We start from the raw sequence: 16,782 nt of genomic DNA, 5'->3' as shown, positions 1-16,782 counted from the left end.
TTGAAAATACAATAAAACATATTAAAAGCCGTGCAATCTTTTTAAATCCGCATCAATAGGAAATTTATTTCCATCTTTATCTACGCTCACATAAGTTACTACAGCTGAAGTTACATGCATACAATACACACGGCCATATTCATTAGCTCTTTGAGTAACTACTTCTACTTCTACGGTGATAGAAGTATTACCTGCTTTGATTATTTTTGCATAGCAAGATACCAAATCACCTACGAAAATCGGCTCTTTAAAAATGATTTTATCTACTGCAACCGTGACAACTCTTTGTGGGGAAAGTTCTCTTGCGGCAATGGCTCCGGCTAGATCAATTTGTGACATGATCCAACCACCAAAGATATTACCAGCGGGGTTTGTATTGCTTGGCATAGCTATAACTCTTAGCTTAGGTTCTCCCATATCTTTCATACATTCTCCTTGTGTTTTAAAAAAAACATTATAATTAAGTTTTAAAAATAAAGAAAGGTAAAAAATGAATGATTTTAAGCAAATAGCAAAAATTGTGAAAAATAGGAAACAAAATATCAATAGTCTTTATAATATACTTCAAACTAATCAAAGTCATCCTTTGATAGATAGAGCTTTAGAACTATCTAATCTTGAAAATGAAAAAAGCAATGTTTTGGCAATGTTGCGTCGTTTGGTGGATTTAAAAGAGGAAAATTTAGTCCAAGAACTTGAGAAAAAAGGTTTAAATGAAGAAGAAATTTCTCAAATAAAATATAAAGTTTTTTCTTTGGTAAGAGCCTTTTATGAAGTAGAACATCAAGATTTAATCGATGAGATTAAGAGTAAAAATTTACTTGATGAGTTTTATTTGGCTTTAGTTCAAGGTGTGCATAATATAGGCGTAGTTATGAATTCTTTTGAGCTTGTTTGGAGCAAGCAAATTTTAGATACAAATAATAAAATTTTAAAAGAACAATTTCCAAATTTAAGCGATGCTTTGGAGTTTTTAAAGCAAAATGAGCTTTATCAGCTTAATCAAGATGGTGAAATTTGTGAAAGAAGCTATGGGGCTTTAGTTAAAATAGGAACACTTTGGAGATTTTTACCTTATGCAAAGGCTTTTGAAAATGAGGTTTTAAAGCTTGAATATGAGTTTGATAAACTTTTAGAAAAACTAAGAAATTTTGTGCTAGATAATGAAAAAAATGCTTATGTTGATTATATAGAAAAATTAAAATTTGCTTTTTGTGAAAAAGATAATAATGAAGTGGTTAAAAAATGGCAAGAAGCAGAGCTTGCGTGGATGGAAGTAAAATGTCCATTGCAAATTGGCCATCCTTTAGAATATTATGAGGACTCTTATACACATGCAGTAGCACTTGAGTGGGATATGCGCTTAGAAGATGTGAGTGATTTTAATGGGAATGAGTTTAAAGATAAAATCAAAGAAAGCTTTGCAATGGTGTATGCGAATTTAGATGAAGAAGATGAAGCTTTGTTTGATGAGGTGAATTTTAATCTTGAAAAAACTCAGCTTTATATTTGTATGCCTATGATTTTTTATGGAGCAGAGCTTAAGGGGCTTTTTTCTGCTCAAGTAGTACCAAATGATGAATATGTAAGTAATATAGCAGGCAAAAAGATCTTTGCTTTTTTAAATTATGTTTATGAAAATGCTAAAACCAAACCTTTTATGAAGCTTTCTTCTATGGTATTTGAAAAAGAATTTTTAGATTATGGTAGAGAAATTTTATTTTATAATGAAAAATTATGGAAAAGAATTTATGAAGTTTCTACCATAGGTCATGAATTTGGGCATATTTTCTTTGTGGCAAATGATAGTGAAAAGAAAATGAATGAAAGTGGTGTATTTAAAAATATAGAAGAGTTTAAAGCTACTGCGGGCGGGCTTGTAAATTTCTTTTTGCATGAAGAAGATGATTTAAAGTTTCCAGTGTTTTATGAGCTTATTAAAAGGGCTATAGGATTGATCGCTTGGCAAAGAGTAGAGGAGGTTAAGCCTTATTATACAGAAGGTTTGATTCATTTGTCATTGTTGTTTAAATCAGGGGTGCTATCTTTTGCAAATGAGAAATTAAACATTAAATTTGATGAGGAAGCTTATGAAGCCTTTAAAGCTGTGTTTATGCAAAATTATTATAAGCTAGCAAGACATTATATGTTAAAAGAAGATGCTAAAAATTATTTAGATGAATTTTGTGTTTTAGAAGATGAGGTGTTTTTACCACTTGATGAAGAGTGTAAGGAATTTGTAAAATACTACTATGAATTACATAAACTTTATGGTAATGAAATCGATGAAAGTGGAGAGTTTGAAAAATACTCTAATATAAAATAAAATTTTATCAAGAAGAACTTAGCTTTCTTCTTGATATTTGCTATTTTCTAATGCTTTTTCCATATCTTTTTGCGTTTTTAAAATCGCTTTACTAAAACCATTTAGCACTAAAAATGGAGCAAATTGCGCCGCTCTTTTTTCTCTTGGCATTGGTGGGAATTGTTTTGATTTTTGATATTTTATATCTATTATATCTTTATAATCATCATGCATTATGACCTCCTATTAAAGAAGTAATTTCTTTAGTTTCATTATCTAAGCTTGAAGCTTTTAAAATAGCCTTTTTACCAAATTTTTGCATGATTTGAAGTCTTGCTTTTTGGAGCTTTTCTTCTTTTTCAAGTTGATTTTTTTCTTGCAAAATTGCATTAAAATCACTAAATAAATTTAATTCTTGGAAATTTTCTTGAGCTTTATCTGTGATATTGTTTAAACTTAGGCTGATTTTTCTAATGCTTAAGTTTTTATCGCTGATTTTGCAAAAAAGTTCTAAGGCTTTTTTATTGATGATTTTTAAAGAATGGGTGAAATTTTCTAAATTTATACTTCCATGAGCATTTTTAGGTATAGCTCTTCCATAATTATCTTTAGCAACAGCTCCTTTATAAGAAGCTAAACGACTTGAATTTTCTAAATTACTTTTATCATATTGTATATCTAGCGTGATATGATTTGTTTTAAGGTTATTTTGTATAAGTTCAAATACTAAATGATCCACAAGTTCTTTTAAAACTTTCATTGCTTGAATGCTATCATATGCAAAAGGCAAAACCTTAGTCATGACTTTAGAGTGATTTTGTGATTTGTAGTTTTTAATATCTTTCATCGTGCAAGTTTCAACGCTCCATGCATGATAGATTAATAATTCAGCATTAACACCAAAGTGTTTATAAAGCAAGTCTTAATGTTTTAAAGAAAATCTTGCAAGATCTCCCATAGTATGAATGTTTAAATCTGCAAGTTTTAAGGCAATACCTTTACCTATACGCCAAAAATCTTTTAAAGGTTTGTGCTGCCATAATTTATATCTATATAATTTTTCATCTAAAAAGGCTATAAGCAAGCCATTTTCATCTACTTTTTGTCTTTTAGCGAGTATATCCATAGCAATTTTAGCTAAGTATAAATTTGTGCCTATACCTGCTGTTGCGGTGATTTTACTTGTATGCAAAATATCAAGTAAAACCTTAGTAAGTAACTCATAAGCTGATAGTTTGTATTTTTCAAGATAAGAACTAAGATCGATAAAAACTTCATCAATAGAGTATATATGGATATCTTTTGCATCAAAATACTTCAAATAAATGCTGTAAATTTTTGTGCTAAATTCTATATAAGTTGCCATTCTAGGTTTAGCGATGATGTAATTTAGTTCTAAATTTAAATCATTTTCAAGTTCTAATGTATCAAAACTTTTAGCTTTAAAGCAGTGCTTTTGAGCTTTCTTGATTGATTGAATGGATTTTTTGTTTAAACTCAAAAAGCCTTAATCTGCCAGGTATATTGTAAGTTTTTAGTGCAGGTGAAACTACTAGTATGATGGTTTTATCTGTTCTTGCTTTATCTGCTACAATAAGATTAGTTGTTAAAGGATCTAGATTTCTTAAAATACATTCAGCTGAAGCGTAAAAAGATTTCAAATCAATAGAAGCATAAATTGCATAGTATGTGAACTTGCCTTTAGATTTATTAAGTTTGATAGTATTAATTATAACAATAAAAATTATTAAAATAGATGAGAGGAATAAGGTGGCGGACAGAGAGGGATTTGAACCCTCGAGACCCGTTAAGATCTGCACCCTTAGCAGGGGTGTGGTTTCAGCCACTCACCCATCTGTCCGTATTAAAAGGGAAAGTATATCTTATTGTTTATAAGATATACCTTAAATTTATACACTAAGATAAGCTATGATTAAAGTTATAACAAAACCAGCACCTAAAACTGCGATTTGTTTGCCTCTGTCTTTGCGTATAGCTATGATAGTGATTAAAAGTCCTGAGATATAAAGGATTATCATAGCAAGTGCAAAAGCTAGTCCAAGCACAGAAAAATACCACATACCTTTGTCTTTATGAAGTAAAATCATATTTCCAAGTAAGCTTCTATCTTTTGTGATGATTTCATAGTTATTTTCATCTATTTTAATAATACTTGCAGTATAGCTTATAGTGCCAAGCTCTATACCATCACCTTTTTTGTTAAGCTTTGGCTCTAAAGATGAAGGAAGTTTTAAGTTATTTTTCTTTAAAAAATTAATTAAAAATTCAGCTTCAGCACCTTCTTGGATAATGGCTTGAACTTTTTGACTTTGAATTTTAGCCCCGCTTTCTCCATCAAAACCAGCTATATAAGCAAAACCAGTAACAGCATATAAAAATGCTAGTGGCAAGAAAAATAAGCTAATGTAAATGTGAATTTGTCTGAATAATTTGTTTTTATTCATTTTTACTCCTTTTTGAAAAATAATGAGAAGTATATTATCAAAAAGTAAAGTGAAAATAAAATTTTAATCTTTTTTAAATTTACGGGCTAGGGTAAAAAAGCTTCGAATGATTCCATAAAGTACATATAAACTTGCAACGATTAATGCACTTTCTAAAAAATACAAATAAAGCATGGAAAATAAGATTACTAAAAGGATTAATACTTTTAAAACATTTGCGCGTTTTAAATCGATTTTTTTAAAGCTTGGATATCTTATATTGCTTACCATTAAAAAAGCTAAAAGCATTTGAATGCATACTATCATCAAAGAAAAATCACGCAAAAAATCATAATATAAATAAGCACTAACCCATAAAGCGCTTACAACTGCTGCTGTTGGTATAGGAAGTCCTATAAAAACTGAAGGTTCATAAGTGCCTGTGGTGACATTAAATCTTGCTAAGCGTATAGCGCCAAAAACTACAAATAAGCCTGCTATTAATGAGCCAAAACGACCATATTCATAACCTATGCTCATATAAAAAAGCATAGCAGGTGCTACGCCAAAGGCTATTAGATCTGCTAGTGAGTCAAACTCAACTCCAAATTTAGAAGTAGAATTAGTAGCTCTTGCAACGCGACCATCTAAACCATCACAAATTAATGATAAAATGATATAAATTAATGCTTTATCAAAGTTTTGATTAATAGAAGCAATCACTGAAATAATGCCTAAAAATATGGAAGCAGCTGTAAAAAGATTAGGTAAAATATAAATTAGTTTAAAATTCATGGATTTAAATACCCTATCAATGCACCAATGCGTACTTTGTCATTTTCATTTACGCAAATTCTAGTATCTTTTGGAAGCAATAAACTCACACTGCCATCAAACATAAAACCTATATTTTGCCCATGGTTTAAATGATGACCAAAATCATCAATATGAGTTTTTCTATTTAAAGCACCAAAAATGATACGTAATGCCCATTGTTTGCCTTTAGAGCGTGCTAAAAATAGCATTCTTTCACCCATTAAATTTGTATTTTTCATAAATGGACATAAAAAAAGTCCGTGTCTTAGTCTAGTTTCTTCTATATCCATATCAAGTGGAGCTATGATATTGCCTTGATGAATGATATTGTTTATAATTTGTACTTCTATACATTCACCAAGCTCTTTATATGAGCTTGTTTTAATACTTTTTATTTTTCCTTCTATAGGAGCTATGATAGTATTTGGATCTGCTATATAATCGATTTTACTAGTTTTAAAAAGACAAGCAAAAAGTATAAAAATACACCATAAAAGCCAAGAAAATCCCCATATAAATTGAGCTATTGCAAAAACTATAGCTAGAACTATGAGTAAATTCCAGCCAGCCTTTGCAATAAAATTTGTTTTCATTAGTTATCCTTAGTAGCTTCTTGCTCTTTTTCTTCTAAGCGCGTTGGAAGATTATTTTCTTCCTCATAGTTTTTAATAATCTCTCTTACTTTAGCACCATCAATAGTTTCTTCTTCATAGAGTGCTTGTACCATTACTTCTATAGCACCGCTATAAGTTTTTAAAATTTCTTTTACACCCGCATAGCGTTCATCTAAGGTTTTCTTCACATACTCATCTAAATCTTGAGCCATTTTATCAGAATAATCTTTGATAGTTTGTCCGCCGCTTAAGAATGTATTTCTTTGTTTTTCAAGCACCATTAAACCCGCGATTTCACTCATACCATACATAGAAATCATAGCTTTTATGATATCAGTTGCACGCTCAAGGTCATTGCTTGCACCAGTTGAAATTTCTTTAATGAAAATTTCTTCAGCCGCGCGTCCTCCTAAAAGCACATCAACTTCAGCTAAAAGCTCATGTTTTTGCATTAAAAATTTATTTTCTTCAGGGGTATTGAGTGTATATCCTAAAGCTGCTAAACCACGCGGTATAACAGAAACTTTACTTACTTTTTTGGCACCTTTTGTGGTTTCAGCGATTAAAGCATGACCACATTCATGATAAGTTACGATTTTTTTCTCTTTATCGTTAATTCTACGCGATTTTTTTTCAAGTCCTGCTATAGCTCTTTCTACTGCTTCAACTAAGTCTTTTTGTTCCACATGTTTTTTAGAATCTCTACCTGCAAGTAAAGCTGCTTCGTTAATGATATTTGCTAAATCAGCACCCGCTAGACCTGCTGTTAATCTTGCGATATCTTCTACTTTTACTTCAGGTGAAATTTTAATATCTTTCATATGAACTTTTAAAATATCACATCTGCCTTTAAAATCAGGCTTGTCTACTAAAACTTGTCTATCAAAACGTCCCGGTCTAAGTAATGCTGCATCTAAGACTTCAGGACGGTTTGTCGCTGCTAGTACGATTACTGGCGAGCTTTCAGTACCAAAGCCATCCATTTCTGCTAGAAGTTGATTTAAAGTTTGCTCTCTTTCATCATTTCCACCCATCATGCCACTTGCTGCACGTGATTTGCCTATAGCATCAATTTCATCTATAAATACAATAGCTGGAGCTTCTTTTTTAGCATTTTCAAATAAATCTCTAACCCTACTAGCTCCAACACCCACAAACATTTCTATGAAAGATGAACCTGAGACGCTAAAAAATGGTACATCAGCTTCGCCTGCCACTGCTTTTGCAAGTAAAGTTTTACCCGTACCTGGAGGGCCTACAAGCAAAAGTCCTTTTGGAATTTTTGCTCCAAGATTGATATATCTTTCAGGATATTTTAGAAAATCAACTATTTCTTTAACTTCTTCTTTTGCTTCCTCAACACCTGCAACATCATTGAATTTAACTTTTGGTTTTTCTGAATTTACAAGCTTTTTAGAGCTTCCTATACCAAGTATAGATCCGCCCATATTTTTTTGCATACGAGAAGCTAAAAACATCCATATGCCAAAGAAAATAAATACCGGTAAAACCCAAGAAAGTAAGATATCTATAAACCAATTACTCTCGTTAAAAGCTCCATAAGAAACGCCTTTTGAATCAAGCAAAGGCACAAAAGTAGCATCATTTGGAACTTTTTTGGTAATATATACCATATTTCCTGCTTTAGATACTGCTTTTATGGTAGTTTGACCTATGTTAACTTGGGCAATTTGATTGTTTTCAATTAAAGTTTTTAATTCAGAATAAGTAACTTTTTTGGTATTTTCTCCGCCCATAATACCCATGCTACCATCATCTGAAAATCCTTTAAATAAAAGAATCATCACAATGGTAAAAATAGCGAAAATAAAAATAGGGTTTTTATTGAAAAAGCTATTATTGTTTGGATTATCTTTTGGTTCGTTTGGTTTTTTATTCATTATTTTATTTCCTTTTTGTAAGCTAAACTCAACCACTCTCCTTTGTGTTTACATTCTAACAAAGTCAAATCTTTGAATTTATCTTTAATTCTTTCTTCATATTTGTTTAAAATACCAGATAAGATTAAAATTCCACCTTCTTTGGTTTTTTCTTTAAGATCTTTTTCTAGTATGATTAAAATATCAGCAATGATATTTGCCACAACTATATCATATTTATGTAAGCTTTTATTAATAGAACCTACCCAAATATCATCAAAGCTAACTTGATTTAATTTTGCATTTTTCTTGCTTGCAACTACGGCTAGCTCGTCTGTATCACAAGCTTGCACTTTAGCTCCAAGCTTTGCCATGATGATACTTAAAATCCCACTTCCACAGCCTACATCTAAGCAAAATTTAGAATCATCTGTGTATTTTTGTAAAAATTCTATACAAGTGTAAGTGCTTTCATGATGTCCTGAGCCAAAAGCTAGGGCAGGGTCTATAATGATATTGATTTTATCTTGTATAGCTTCTTGCCAAGTCGTGTGAATGTGGATATTGTCAATAGTTAAAGCTTGTATGCCTTTTTTATACTCTTCTATCCAGTTTTTATTTTCTTTTTTTTCTAAAGTAGAATGAAAATAAATCTTAGTGTTAAATTTTTCACATAATTTTTGATGAAAGCTTTGCAAGGCTATTTGAATGAGTTTTATATCTTCTTCTGATCGTATATAAACACCATCATTCTTTTCTTCTATGGCATCTATATCTAGAGAAAAAACAAGATCAAGGAATAAATCTAAATATTCCTTATCTATTTGAAAAAAAAGTTCGTAATAATGTGTTTGCATAAAAACTTATAATCAGCCTTCGTTTGTTCCTAAAACATCTTCAAGTTTTTCTTTTAATACTTGAGGTGTAAAAGGTTTTACAATATAGTTATTTACACCTGCTTTTAAAGCTGTGATAACTTCTGCCTTACCACCTTCTGTAGTTACCATGATAATAGGCATATCAGCATATTTTTCTTCCGCTCTTACTTTTTTTACTAATTCTAAGCCGTTCATTTCAGGCATATTCCAGTCAGTAATTAAAATTTTAATATCATCATTTTGTGAAAGCAAATCCCAAGCTTCAACTCCATGTTCAGCTTCTAAAACATCTTTGTGACCTAATCTTACAAGAGTGTTTTTGATTATTCTTCTCATGGTAGAACTATCATCAACTACTAATAACTTCACTTTTTTTCCTTTGTCTTGATGTAATTACATAAAAGTGTAATTGTATCGTTTTTATTTTTATTAATCAATTAAAAGTTTATATTATACCATTTTAAAATAAAATTAGAATTTAATCACTCTCCATTTTTATTGTGATTAAATTCAGGCACAATTTCCTTTAAAACTTTTGCAGGATCTTTGCTTTGGAGTAATTTTTCTATTTCTTGATTTAAAATTTTTAAATCTTTAATTTCACTAGTGGTAACAAATATACTTTCATATTGAGTCTTTAAATCATCTTCATGGATTAGAAGTTCTTCATAAAGTTTTTCACCTTTTCTTAGTCCGGTGATTTTAATTTCTAGCTTTTTATTAGAAAGTAAAAGCATTTTTTTAGCTAAATCCATGATTTTAACGGGCTCACCCATATCAAGTACAAATAATTCTCCGCCTTTAGCAATAGCTGCAGCTTGTAAAACAAGTTGCACAGCCTCATCCACTAGCATAAAATAACGCACTATATCAGGATGAGTAAGAGTAAGTGGTTCATTAGCTGCAATTTGAGCTTTAAATTTAGGTATAACACTTCCACTTGATCCTAAAACATTACCAAAACGCACACAAGCTACTTCAAAATTTTCACAACTTGAACTTAGTGCATAAAGCTCACAAATTCTTTTTGTACAACCCATGATATTAGTTGGTCTTACAGCTTTATCAGTACTTATCATAACAAATTTAGCAACCTTGTAAGTTTTTGCAAGATCGATTAAATTTTTAGTACCTATGATATTATTTAAAATAGCTGAATGTGGATTTTGCTCACACAAAGGCACGTGTTTATAAGCTGCTGCATGTAAAATCAAATCTATATTTTTTTCTTGTAAAAGTTTTTCTAGAGCCTCTTTGTCTAATATACTCATCATAATAGGCTCGATTTTTTCTTTATGCAAGCTTAATTCTTCATTGATTTTATATAAATTATACTCGCTATGATCAAGCATGATTAAATGTTTTGCACCAAATTTAACGCATTGTTTGCAAAGCTCGCTTCCTATTGTTCCACCAGCTCCACTAACTAAAACTACTTTATCTTTGATAAAATCAATCACACAAGCATTATCTAAATCTTTTGGCTTGCGTGCTAATAAATCTTCAATGCTTATATCTCTTGCTTCATTTTGTGTAAAAGAAAAAAGTTTTATATCATTAATCCCATAAGCAATGAGTTCATCAAAAAGCTTTTTGAGCTCTTCTTGCTCAAGTTTTAAAGCAATGATAGCAGTATGAATACCTTCAGCGGTATATTTTCTAATAGCTTCTTTCTCTTCAACTATAAATTTATCACAATAAGTACCTATTAAGTTTTTACGCTCATCTACTACAGCTACAGGGAAAAGTCCTAAGCTTCCTTCTTTAGCTCCTTTTAATAAATGCAAAGCCTTTGAAGTGGCGCCAACTACTATACAAGGGTGTTCTTCGTTGTATTTTGGCTTTCTAAAATCAACTATCATTCTTTTGCTTATACGCAAACTTCCAATTAGCATACAAGATAAAACAAAGTCTATTCCTATAACACTTCTTGGAAAAGGATTAAAAAAATCATCATAAAAATAATAAATTGCTAAAAATACAAGCTCAGCCAAAGCTAAAGCAATAACTAATTTACGCGCTTCATTAAGTGAGAAAAATCTCCAAGCAACTTGATAAATTCTAAAAAATGCTAGAAAAATGATTTTAAGTAAAATCAAAATCACTGCACTTTTAAACATACCTTCATAAAATTCACTTGGAATGTCTGCACTAAAGCGTAAAGAAAAAGACAAATAAATACTTATAACAAAAAGTAAAATATCAGCGCCTAGGAAAAAACCTAAGCGTTTGCTTTTATAATCCATCTTAGTCCTTTAAGGTGTTTAAGATTAAAGTAGAAACTTCCTCTACATCGGCTTTACTCATAGTAGTTGCGCTTGGAAGGCAAATTCCATTGCTAAAGAAAAACTCACTATTGCCATTTAAGTAAGCATCGCAACCTTTGTAAAGTTCTTGTAAATGCATTGGTTTCCAAAGCGGGCGACTTTCGATTTTATTATCTTTTAAAACTTGTATGATTTTTAAAATTTTATCTTGAATTTGAACATTTTTATTTTCACATATACAATGTTTTTCATAAGTATTAAGTTTATTTAAATCAAAATCAAGTAAAGCAGTACTTAGCCAGCGATTTGACTTGGTATTTTCAAGTTCATCTAAAAAAGTAAAAGTCCCACTTAAAAATTCTTTATACCAGCTATAAATTTCACGCTTTTTACTTACTCTTTCTTCTAAAACTTCCATTTGAGCAGTGCCGATTGCACCTAAGATATTACTCATTCTATAGTTGTAGCCATATTCTTTATGCTCATAATGAAGACAATTTTCTCTAGCTTGAGTGCTATAAAATCTTGCTTTTTCAAGATTAGCATGATTTTCACTCACAAGCATGCCACCACCACCTGTTGTGATGATTTTATTACCATTAAAAGAATATACTCCAAAATCCCCAAAAGTACCTAAAGCTTTATTTTTGTAAAAACTTCCCAAAGCTTCAGCAGCATCTTCGATTAAAAAAATCTCATTTTCTTTACAAATTTGGACAATCTCATCCATTTTAGAAGCATTGCCATAAAGGTGTGTTAAAATGAGAGCTTTTGGCTTTTTAGGACTTTCTTTGATAGCTTTTTTTAATAAATTGACATCTAAATTATAAGTTTCATCACAATCAATAAACACAGGCGTAGCATTCATGTAAGAAATAGGCGCTACTGAAGCAATAAAAGTAAAACTTGAAGCTAAAACTACATCACCTTCTTTAATACCCAAAACTCTTAAAGCTAAATGAATAGCTGCAGTAGCTGCATTTAGAGCAAGTGCGTTAGAGCTTTTTGTATAATCTTTAATACTTTGTTCTAAGGCATTAACAAACTCACCCAAAGGTGCTATATAATTACTTTCAAAAGCTTTGTGTATGTATTCTAATTCTTTTCCACTCATATGTGGTGCTGATAGAAAAAATCTCATTTTACCTCCTTTATTTTCTTAGCAGGAACTCCGGCGTAAATACCTTTAGAAGTTAAGTTTTTAACCACAACTGCTCCTGCGCCTAAGGTTATATCATCATTTAAACTCATACAAGGAATAACGCTTGAATTAACTCCCAAAAAACAACGCTTTCCTATTTTTACATTTCCTGTTAGTTTAGCTCCAACGCTAATATGGCTAAACTCATCTACAAAACACTCATGCTCAATCACACAAGCAGTATTTAAAATCACACCTTTTGCAATGCTAGCTTTAGCATTAACTACGACATTTGGCATGATTAAAATACCCTCATCATCTAAAAAAGCACTTGAGCTAATAATAGCACTTTTGTGTATCAAATTTACTAATCTAAATCCATCATCTTTTGCTTTTTTGAAAAGTTTTTCTCTAATAGAGTTTGCACCAATAGCAATAAACATATCGTGTTTTTCTAAGTTGGAGTGATATTTTAAGCCTTTATTATCATCCAAAAAGATGATTTTTTCATATCCTAAATTTCTAGCCACATCAGCACAGACTAAACCATGCCCACTAGAACCATATATATAAATACTTTTAGTTGTGTCCATTGAATTTATCCGTTGTAGCTACCCCCTCTTTATTAACCCCACTTCTTTTTAGAACTTTAACAATGGTCATAAAAAAGATTTTAAGATCAAATAAAAAAGAGCAATTTTGCACATATTCTACATCATATTTAAATTTTTGCTCCCAAGAAATAGCATTGCGTCCATTGATCTGTGCCCAACCTGTAATGCCCGGTCTTACATCGTGGCGTTTTTTTTGTTCTTGATTGTATAAGGGCAAGTATTCTACAAGTAAAGGTCTTGGGCCTATGAAGCTCATATCGCCTTTTAATACATTAAAAAGCTGTGGTAATTCATCTAAACTCAAGCTTCTAACTAGCTTACCAAAAGGCTTTAAGCGTAATTCATCAGGAAGTAATTCTCCATTTTCATCGGTTTCATCACTCATAGTTTTAAATTTGTAAATATAAAAAATTTTTTCATTTAATCCTGGTCTTGCTTGTTTAAAAAGCACACTTCCTTGAACGATTTTTAAAACAATGCCAATAAGCACTATAAAGGGTGAAAAAACAATCAACAAAATCAAAGCCAAAAAAAAGTCAAAAACACGCTTTAAACCATTTTTATACATTTATAAAACCCCTATAAAAGTCAAGATATTTCAAAGCTATGATATTTTCATCATAATTTTGCGCTCTAAGAAAAGCATTTTGTGCTAAAGTATTTTTTAGTTTTTTATCTTCTAATAAAACTGCAATTTTTTCAGCTAAATCTTTACTATCTTTGCATTTGCAAATTAAACCATCTATGGCATTATCCACTGCTTCAATGCAACCCTCAGCATCGCTTACCACACATGCTTTTTTACAAGCTTGTGCTTCTAAAACCGTTCTTGGATAGCCTTCTTTATAACTTGGTAAAACAAATATATCGCATAAATTTATTAAATGTGCAATATCACTTCTTGCGCCAAGATAAAAAACATCACTTGAGTTTAAAAATTCTAGCGGAGCACAAGATTTATTATCATCTCTTCCACCCACTAAAACAAAATTTGCCTTATCTTTTAAAATTTGGCTTGCCTCATAAAATTCTTTAATTCCTTTATGCCAAAGTGCTCTTGAAATCATTAAAATGATGGGTTTATCAGGCATGTTGTGTTCTTTTAAAAAAACTTGTTTTTCTTCTGTGCTAATTTTTAAAGGTAAAAATTGTTTTAAATTTAGCCCTACGGATTTGATGATTTTGATTTTTTCTTCTTTTAAGCCTAAATTTTTCATAAATAAAGCATTGCTTTCATTGACAAAAATAAAACCATTAGCAAGTTTAAAAGAAATTTTATAAAGTAAATTAATGCTCATTCTTACTAATTTGCTTTTAAAATCATCATCTATGTAAAAACTTCCTAAGCCTTCAACCAAACCAAAAGTATATTTAATGCTCGCCATTTTAGCCGCTATAATACCTGTTGTATTGCTTTTGTGAGCACTTGTTTGTAAAAGATCTAAATTTAAACTTTTGAGTGTATTTTTTAAACTAAGTAGATTTTTAAAAACAATTAAAGGATTAACACTTGATCTAGCTAAATCATAAAAGTAAACCTTATAGCCTAGCTCTTGTAATTTAATAGCAAAATCATCTTTTGGAGTGATGATTACAACTTCATGATTGTTTTTTTCTAAAGCTCTAATGAGTGCAAGGCGAAAATAATACACACTCATTGCACTATGGGTTAAAATTCCTATTTTCATCTTTTTAGCCTATAAATTTTTGCTCTTGCATCATTAGTGACTTGCTCAAATAAATCTTGATCGTATTGATTTAATAAAAACATTTGTATATAAGCACTATTATAAAGACTTTCATCTAAAATTACAAAGCTTTTGTATTCTCTTAAAAAGAGCAAATAAATTTGAGCTTTTGAATCAATTTCATTGTAATAAAATTTGCCATTAGTGATAGATTCTATATCGATAAAAGCTTTTAAAGGTATGCTCGCACCTTCTACTTTTAAAGCTCTAAAATCATTAATAATTTCTACCCCATTATCAAGCATAACAGAGCCTGTAGTTTTATCTTGAGCTATAGCATTAGCTTGGGAGAAAAATAAACTTTTTTCTTGCTCTCCATTGTCAGGATTTGTATTTGCAAATTGTGCCACCACAGGCATGATACGCAACATTCTATAAGGCATGTAAATATATATATCTCTAGTTTTATTCGTATCAAATTTAAAATTTTTATCATTTAAACTTTCTAAAAAATCTTTAGCGCTTGTTTGGTTATAATCTTTAACCATAGCTTTTAAAACATCAGGGTAGTTTTCTTTGAAAGATTTTTCAGTGTATTCTACGCTAAGTCTTGCCATATTGGCTGCTGGAATTTGTTCTTTGCTTAAGACAAAAGATGAGAAAAAATTATCTTTTCCTAGGTGTTTTCCACCATCGATTAAGGTTTTTACATCGCTATAATAGCGTATTGGATAACCATAATCCCACCAAGCAACGACATAATCTTCTCTTTGAGCTTTATTTTTTAAATCATTTAAAATACTAGCTTCATAAGAAGTAAAAACAGTAGAGGATTTATAATAATAAATATGCATCAAAGCAGGGCTTATACTAAAAAATGCAATGAGTATGAGTAAGATATTTTTATTTCTTAGGCTAAGTTTGATTTGTTTTTTTTCTAAAAAATTAAAAAATGCATATAAAAAATACCCAAAACCCAAAGCCATTACAGGAACTGCATAAATGGTAAATCTAAGTCCAGCTCTTAAAGCCATAAAACCTAGTGCAAGCATAGGTAGAGCTAAAAGCATGCTTTTATGATCTTTACAAAGTAAGATAAAACCTATAAAAGAAAGGATAAATACTAAAACACTAGAGCTAATTCTTTGCATAAATACTTCAGGATCGATAGTATTTACTTCCATAATAGTTTCATTAACATTAAAATACATAAAGGCAGCATCTTTTAAATTTTGCACATCAGAAGCTTTAAAAACATAAAATTTAAGTTGATATAAAACGGGATCTAAACCACCACTTAAATGTAATATCAAAATGCTAATAAAAATCAAAGCCCAAATCATATAAAAATTAATTTTTTCTTCTTTAAAAGCAAAAATAGCAAATAATAATACAATCAAAGCAAGCTTATATTGCCATGCTAGCATACTTAAAGCTATGATCATCAAAGCAATAGCTAGATAAAAAATTTTTTCTTTTCTATGAAATACTAAAGTATAAAGTCCAAAAAGTCCTATCATAGTAAAATTTAAAGAATAACTTGATGGATACCACCATAAATAAATCATAATAAAAACCGGACTCAAAAGTAGGGTGAAAATGTCTTTATTAATAGTTAAGCGTATAAAGGTAAGCAAAATAAGCATTGGTAAAACTAATACTAGCATATCTGTATCATAATACCCACTCATAGTGCGGTTATAATAACTATTTGCAATGCTTCCAAGTAAGGCTGCTATAAAGCCATAAGTAGTGAGTTTATACTCTCTTGCGATTAATATAATAGGCACAACAATCAAAGAAGCAAAAAAAGTACTCATATATAAAATAATACTTTCAAAGCTAAAAGGCAAAATACTATAAAGCCAATAAGTCAAAGTAGAAAGTGAGCTTCCAAAATAAGATAAGTCATTGGGTTGATGAAAACCTGCTATCATGTCTCTTGCACCTTCTGCAAAAGCATAGCCATCATTAGTAGTAATCATGAGTTGATCATTAAAGAAAAACTCATAAAACTCACTTGCCCAAGCTACCCAGTATAATCTACACAAAACACTAAAAGCAAAGGCTATAAGGATTAAAATACAGGTATATTTTATAGAATTATTATCCGTGAAATTTTGTCGTAGTTTCAT

Annotated in this window: 18 protein-coding genes and 1 tRNA gene; 1 reads left to right on the top strand and 18 read right to left on the bottom strand. The window is 30.4% G+C overall.

Going from position 1 to position 16,782, the window contains the following annotated elements; translation table 11 throughout:
• Positions 1-21 precede the first annotated feature (21 nt).
• Entirely contained in the window at positions 22-426 is a 405-nt protein-coding gene (locus tag CAMP18498_RS05615) for an acyl-CoA thioesterase (RefSeq protein WP_039619080.1), read from the bottom strand.
• A 64-nt stretch (positions 427-490) separates the two neighbouring features.
• On the opposite strand from CAMP18498_RS05615, the gene ciaB reads away from it, so the two are divergent.
• Positions 491-2,326 (top strand): invasion protein CiaB, encoded by a 1,836-nt coding sequence (ciaB, locus tag CAMP18498_RS05610; RefSeq protein ID WP_337197947.1) that lies wholly within the window; start codon positions 491-493, stop codon positions 2,324-2,326.
• Positions 2,327-2,344: 18 nt separating this feature from the next.
• Here ciaB and CAMP18498_RS05605 read toward each other — a convergent pair whose 3' ends face one another.
• The 17 genes from CAMP18498_RS05605 to pglB form a co-directional block, all read right to left on the bottom strand.
• The gene (locus tag CAMP18498_RS05605) at positions 2,345-2,539 is read right to left on the bottom strand and encodes a hypothetical protein (RefSeq protein WP_337197946.1); all 195 of its coding nucleotides are present in this window, start codon (positions 2,537-2,539) and stop codon (positions 2,345-2,347) included.
• Positions 2,532-3,224, bottom strand: coding sequence for a DinB/UmuC family translesion DNA polymerase (locus tag CAMP18498_RS05600; RefSeq protein ID WP_337197945.1), 693 nt, complete (start codon positions 3,222-3,224; stop codon positions 2,532-2,534). The genes CAMP18498_RS05605 and CAMP18498_RS05600 overlap by 8 nt, the downstream gene beginning before the upstream one ends.
• 3 nt (positions 3,225-3,227) lie before the next feature.
• Positions 3,228-3,806, bottom strand: coding sequence for a Y-family DNA polymerase (locus CAMP18498_RS05595; protein ID WP_337197944.1), 579 nt, complete (start codon positions 3,804-3,806; stop codon positions 3,228-3,230).
• A complete protein-coding gene (locus CAMP18498_RS05590; protein WP_337197943.1) occupies positions 3,748-3,966 on the bottom strand; it encodes a hypothetical protein in 219 nt (72 codons plus the stop codon). Before CAMP18498_RS05590 ends, CAMP18498_RS05595 begins: the two co-directional genes overlap by 59 nt.
• A 110-nt stretch (positions 3,967-4,076) precedes the next feature.
• Positions 4,077-4,166: transfer RNA gene (locus CAMP18498_RS05585), tRNA-Ser, on the bottom strand.
• Positions 4,167-4,215: 49 nt separating this feature from the next.
• Positions 4,216-4,770 (bottom strand): hypothetical protein, encoded by a 555-nt coding sequence (locus CAMP18498_RS05580; RefSeq protein ID WP_337197942.1) that lies wholly within the window; start codon positions 4,768-4,770, stop codon positions 4,216-4,218.
• Positions 4,771-4,833: 63 nt separating this feature from the next.
• Positions 4,834-5,544: a CDP-diacylglycerol--serine O-phosphatidyltransferase gene (pssA, locus tag CAMP18498_RS05575; RefSeq protein ID WP_173787723.1), complete on the bottom strand. Its 711-nt coding sequence runs from the start codon at positions 5,542-5,544 to the stop codon at positions 4,834-4,836.
• The gene (locus CAMP18498_RS05570) at positions 5,541-6,158 is read right to left on the bottom strand and encodes a phosphatidylserine decarboxylase (RefSeq protein ID WP_337197941.1); all 618 of its coding nucleotides are present in this window, start codon (positions 6,156-6,158) and stop codon (positions 5,541-5,543) included. The genes pssA and CAMP18498_RS05570 overlap by 4 nt, the downstream gene beginning before the upstream one ends.
• Positions 6,158-8,080, bottom strand: coding sequence for an ATP-dependent zinc metalloprotease FtsH (gene ftsH / locus CAMP18498_RS05565; protein WP_337197940.1), 1,923 nt, complete (start codon positions 8,078-8,080; stop codon positions 6,158-6,160). Before ftsH ends, CAMP18498_RS05570 begins: the two co-directional genes overlap by 1 nt.
• Complete coding sequence (locus CAMP18498_RS05560; protein ID WP_337197939.1) at positions 8,080-8,916, bottom strand: 50S ribosomal protein L11 methyltransferase; 837 nt, start codon at positions 8,914-8,916, stop codon at positions 8,080-8,082. Before CAMP18498_RS05560 ends, ftsH begins: the two co-directional genes overlap by 1 nt.
• Before the next feature lie 12 nt (positions 8,917-8,928).
• Positions 8,929-9,306 (bottom strand): chemotaxis response regulator CheY, encoded by a 378-nt coding sequence (locus CAMP18498_RS05555; RefSeq protein WP_039619063.1) that lies wholly within the window; start codon positions 9,304-9,306, stop codon positions 8,929-8,931.
• Between the two features lie 113 nt (positions 9,307-9,419).
• A complete protein-coding gene (pglF, locus tag CAMP18498_RS05550; protein ID WP_337197938.1) occupies positions 9,420-11,183 on the bottom strand; it encodes a UDP-N-acetylglucosamine 4,6-dehydratase (configuration-retaining) in 1,764 nt (587 codons plus the stop codon).
• Position 11,184: 1 nt separating this feature from the next.
• Positions 11,185-12,345 carry a UDP-N-acetylbacillosamine transaminase gene (gene pglE, locus CAMP18498_RS05545; protein WP_039628859.1) on the bottom strand — a complete coding sequence of 387 codons (1,161 nt, stop codon included), beginning with the start codon at positions 12,343-12,345 and terminating at the stop codon, positions 11,185-11,187.
• On the bottom strand, positions 12,342-12,938 hold the full coding sequence (pglD, locus tag CAMP18498_RS05540) for a UDP-N-acetylbacillosamine N-acetyltransferase (protein ID WP_337197936.1): 597 nt from the start codon (positions 12,936-12,938) through the stop codon (positions 12,342-12,344). Before pglD ends, pglE begins: the two co-directional genes overlap by 4 nt.
• Entirely contained in the window at positions 12,925-13,527 is a 603-nt protein-coding gene (gene pglC, locus CAMP18498_RS05535; protein ID WP_039628855.1) for an undecaprenyl phosphate N,N'-diacetylbacillosamine 1-phosphate transferase, read from the bottom strand. The genes pglD and pglC overlap by 14 nt, the downstream gene beginning before the upstream one ends.
• Positions 13,520-14,647: a N,N'-diacetylbacillosaminyl-diphospho-undecaprenol alpha-1,3-N-acetylgalactosaminyltransferase gene (gene pglA, locus CAMP18498_RS05530; RefSeq protein ID WP_337197935.1), complete on the bottom strand. Its 1,128-nt coding sequence runs from the start codon at positions 14,645-14,647 to the stop codon at positions 13,520-13,522. Before pglA ends, pglC begins: the two co-directional genes overlap by 8 nt.
• Positions 14,644-16,782 carry an undecaprenyl-diphosphooligosaccharide--protein glycotransferase gene (gene pglB, locus CAMP18498_RS05525; protein WP_337197934.1) on the bottom strand — a complete coding sequence of 713 codons (2,139 nt, stop codon included), beginning with the start codon at positions 16,780-16,782 and terminating at the stop codon, positions 14,644-14,646. Before pglB ends, pglA begins: the two co-directional genes overlap by 4 nt.

Source organism: Campylobacter sp. W0066.2, from assembly GCF_024723515.1.
In the GTDB taxonomy this organism is placed as follows: domain Bacteria; phylum Campylobacterota; class Campylobacteria; order Campylobacterales; family Campylobacteraceae; genus Campylobacter_D.
The sequence above is the reverse complement of the archived record's forward strand: the minus strand, read 5'-3'. Positions and strand labels throughout refer to the sequence as shown.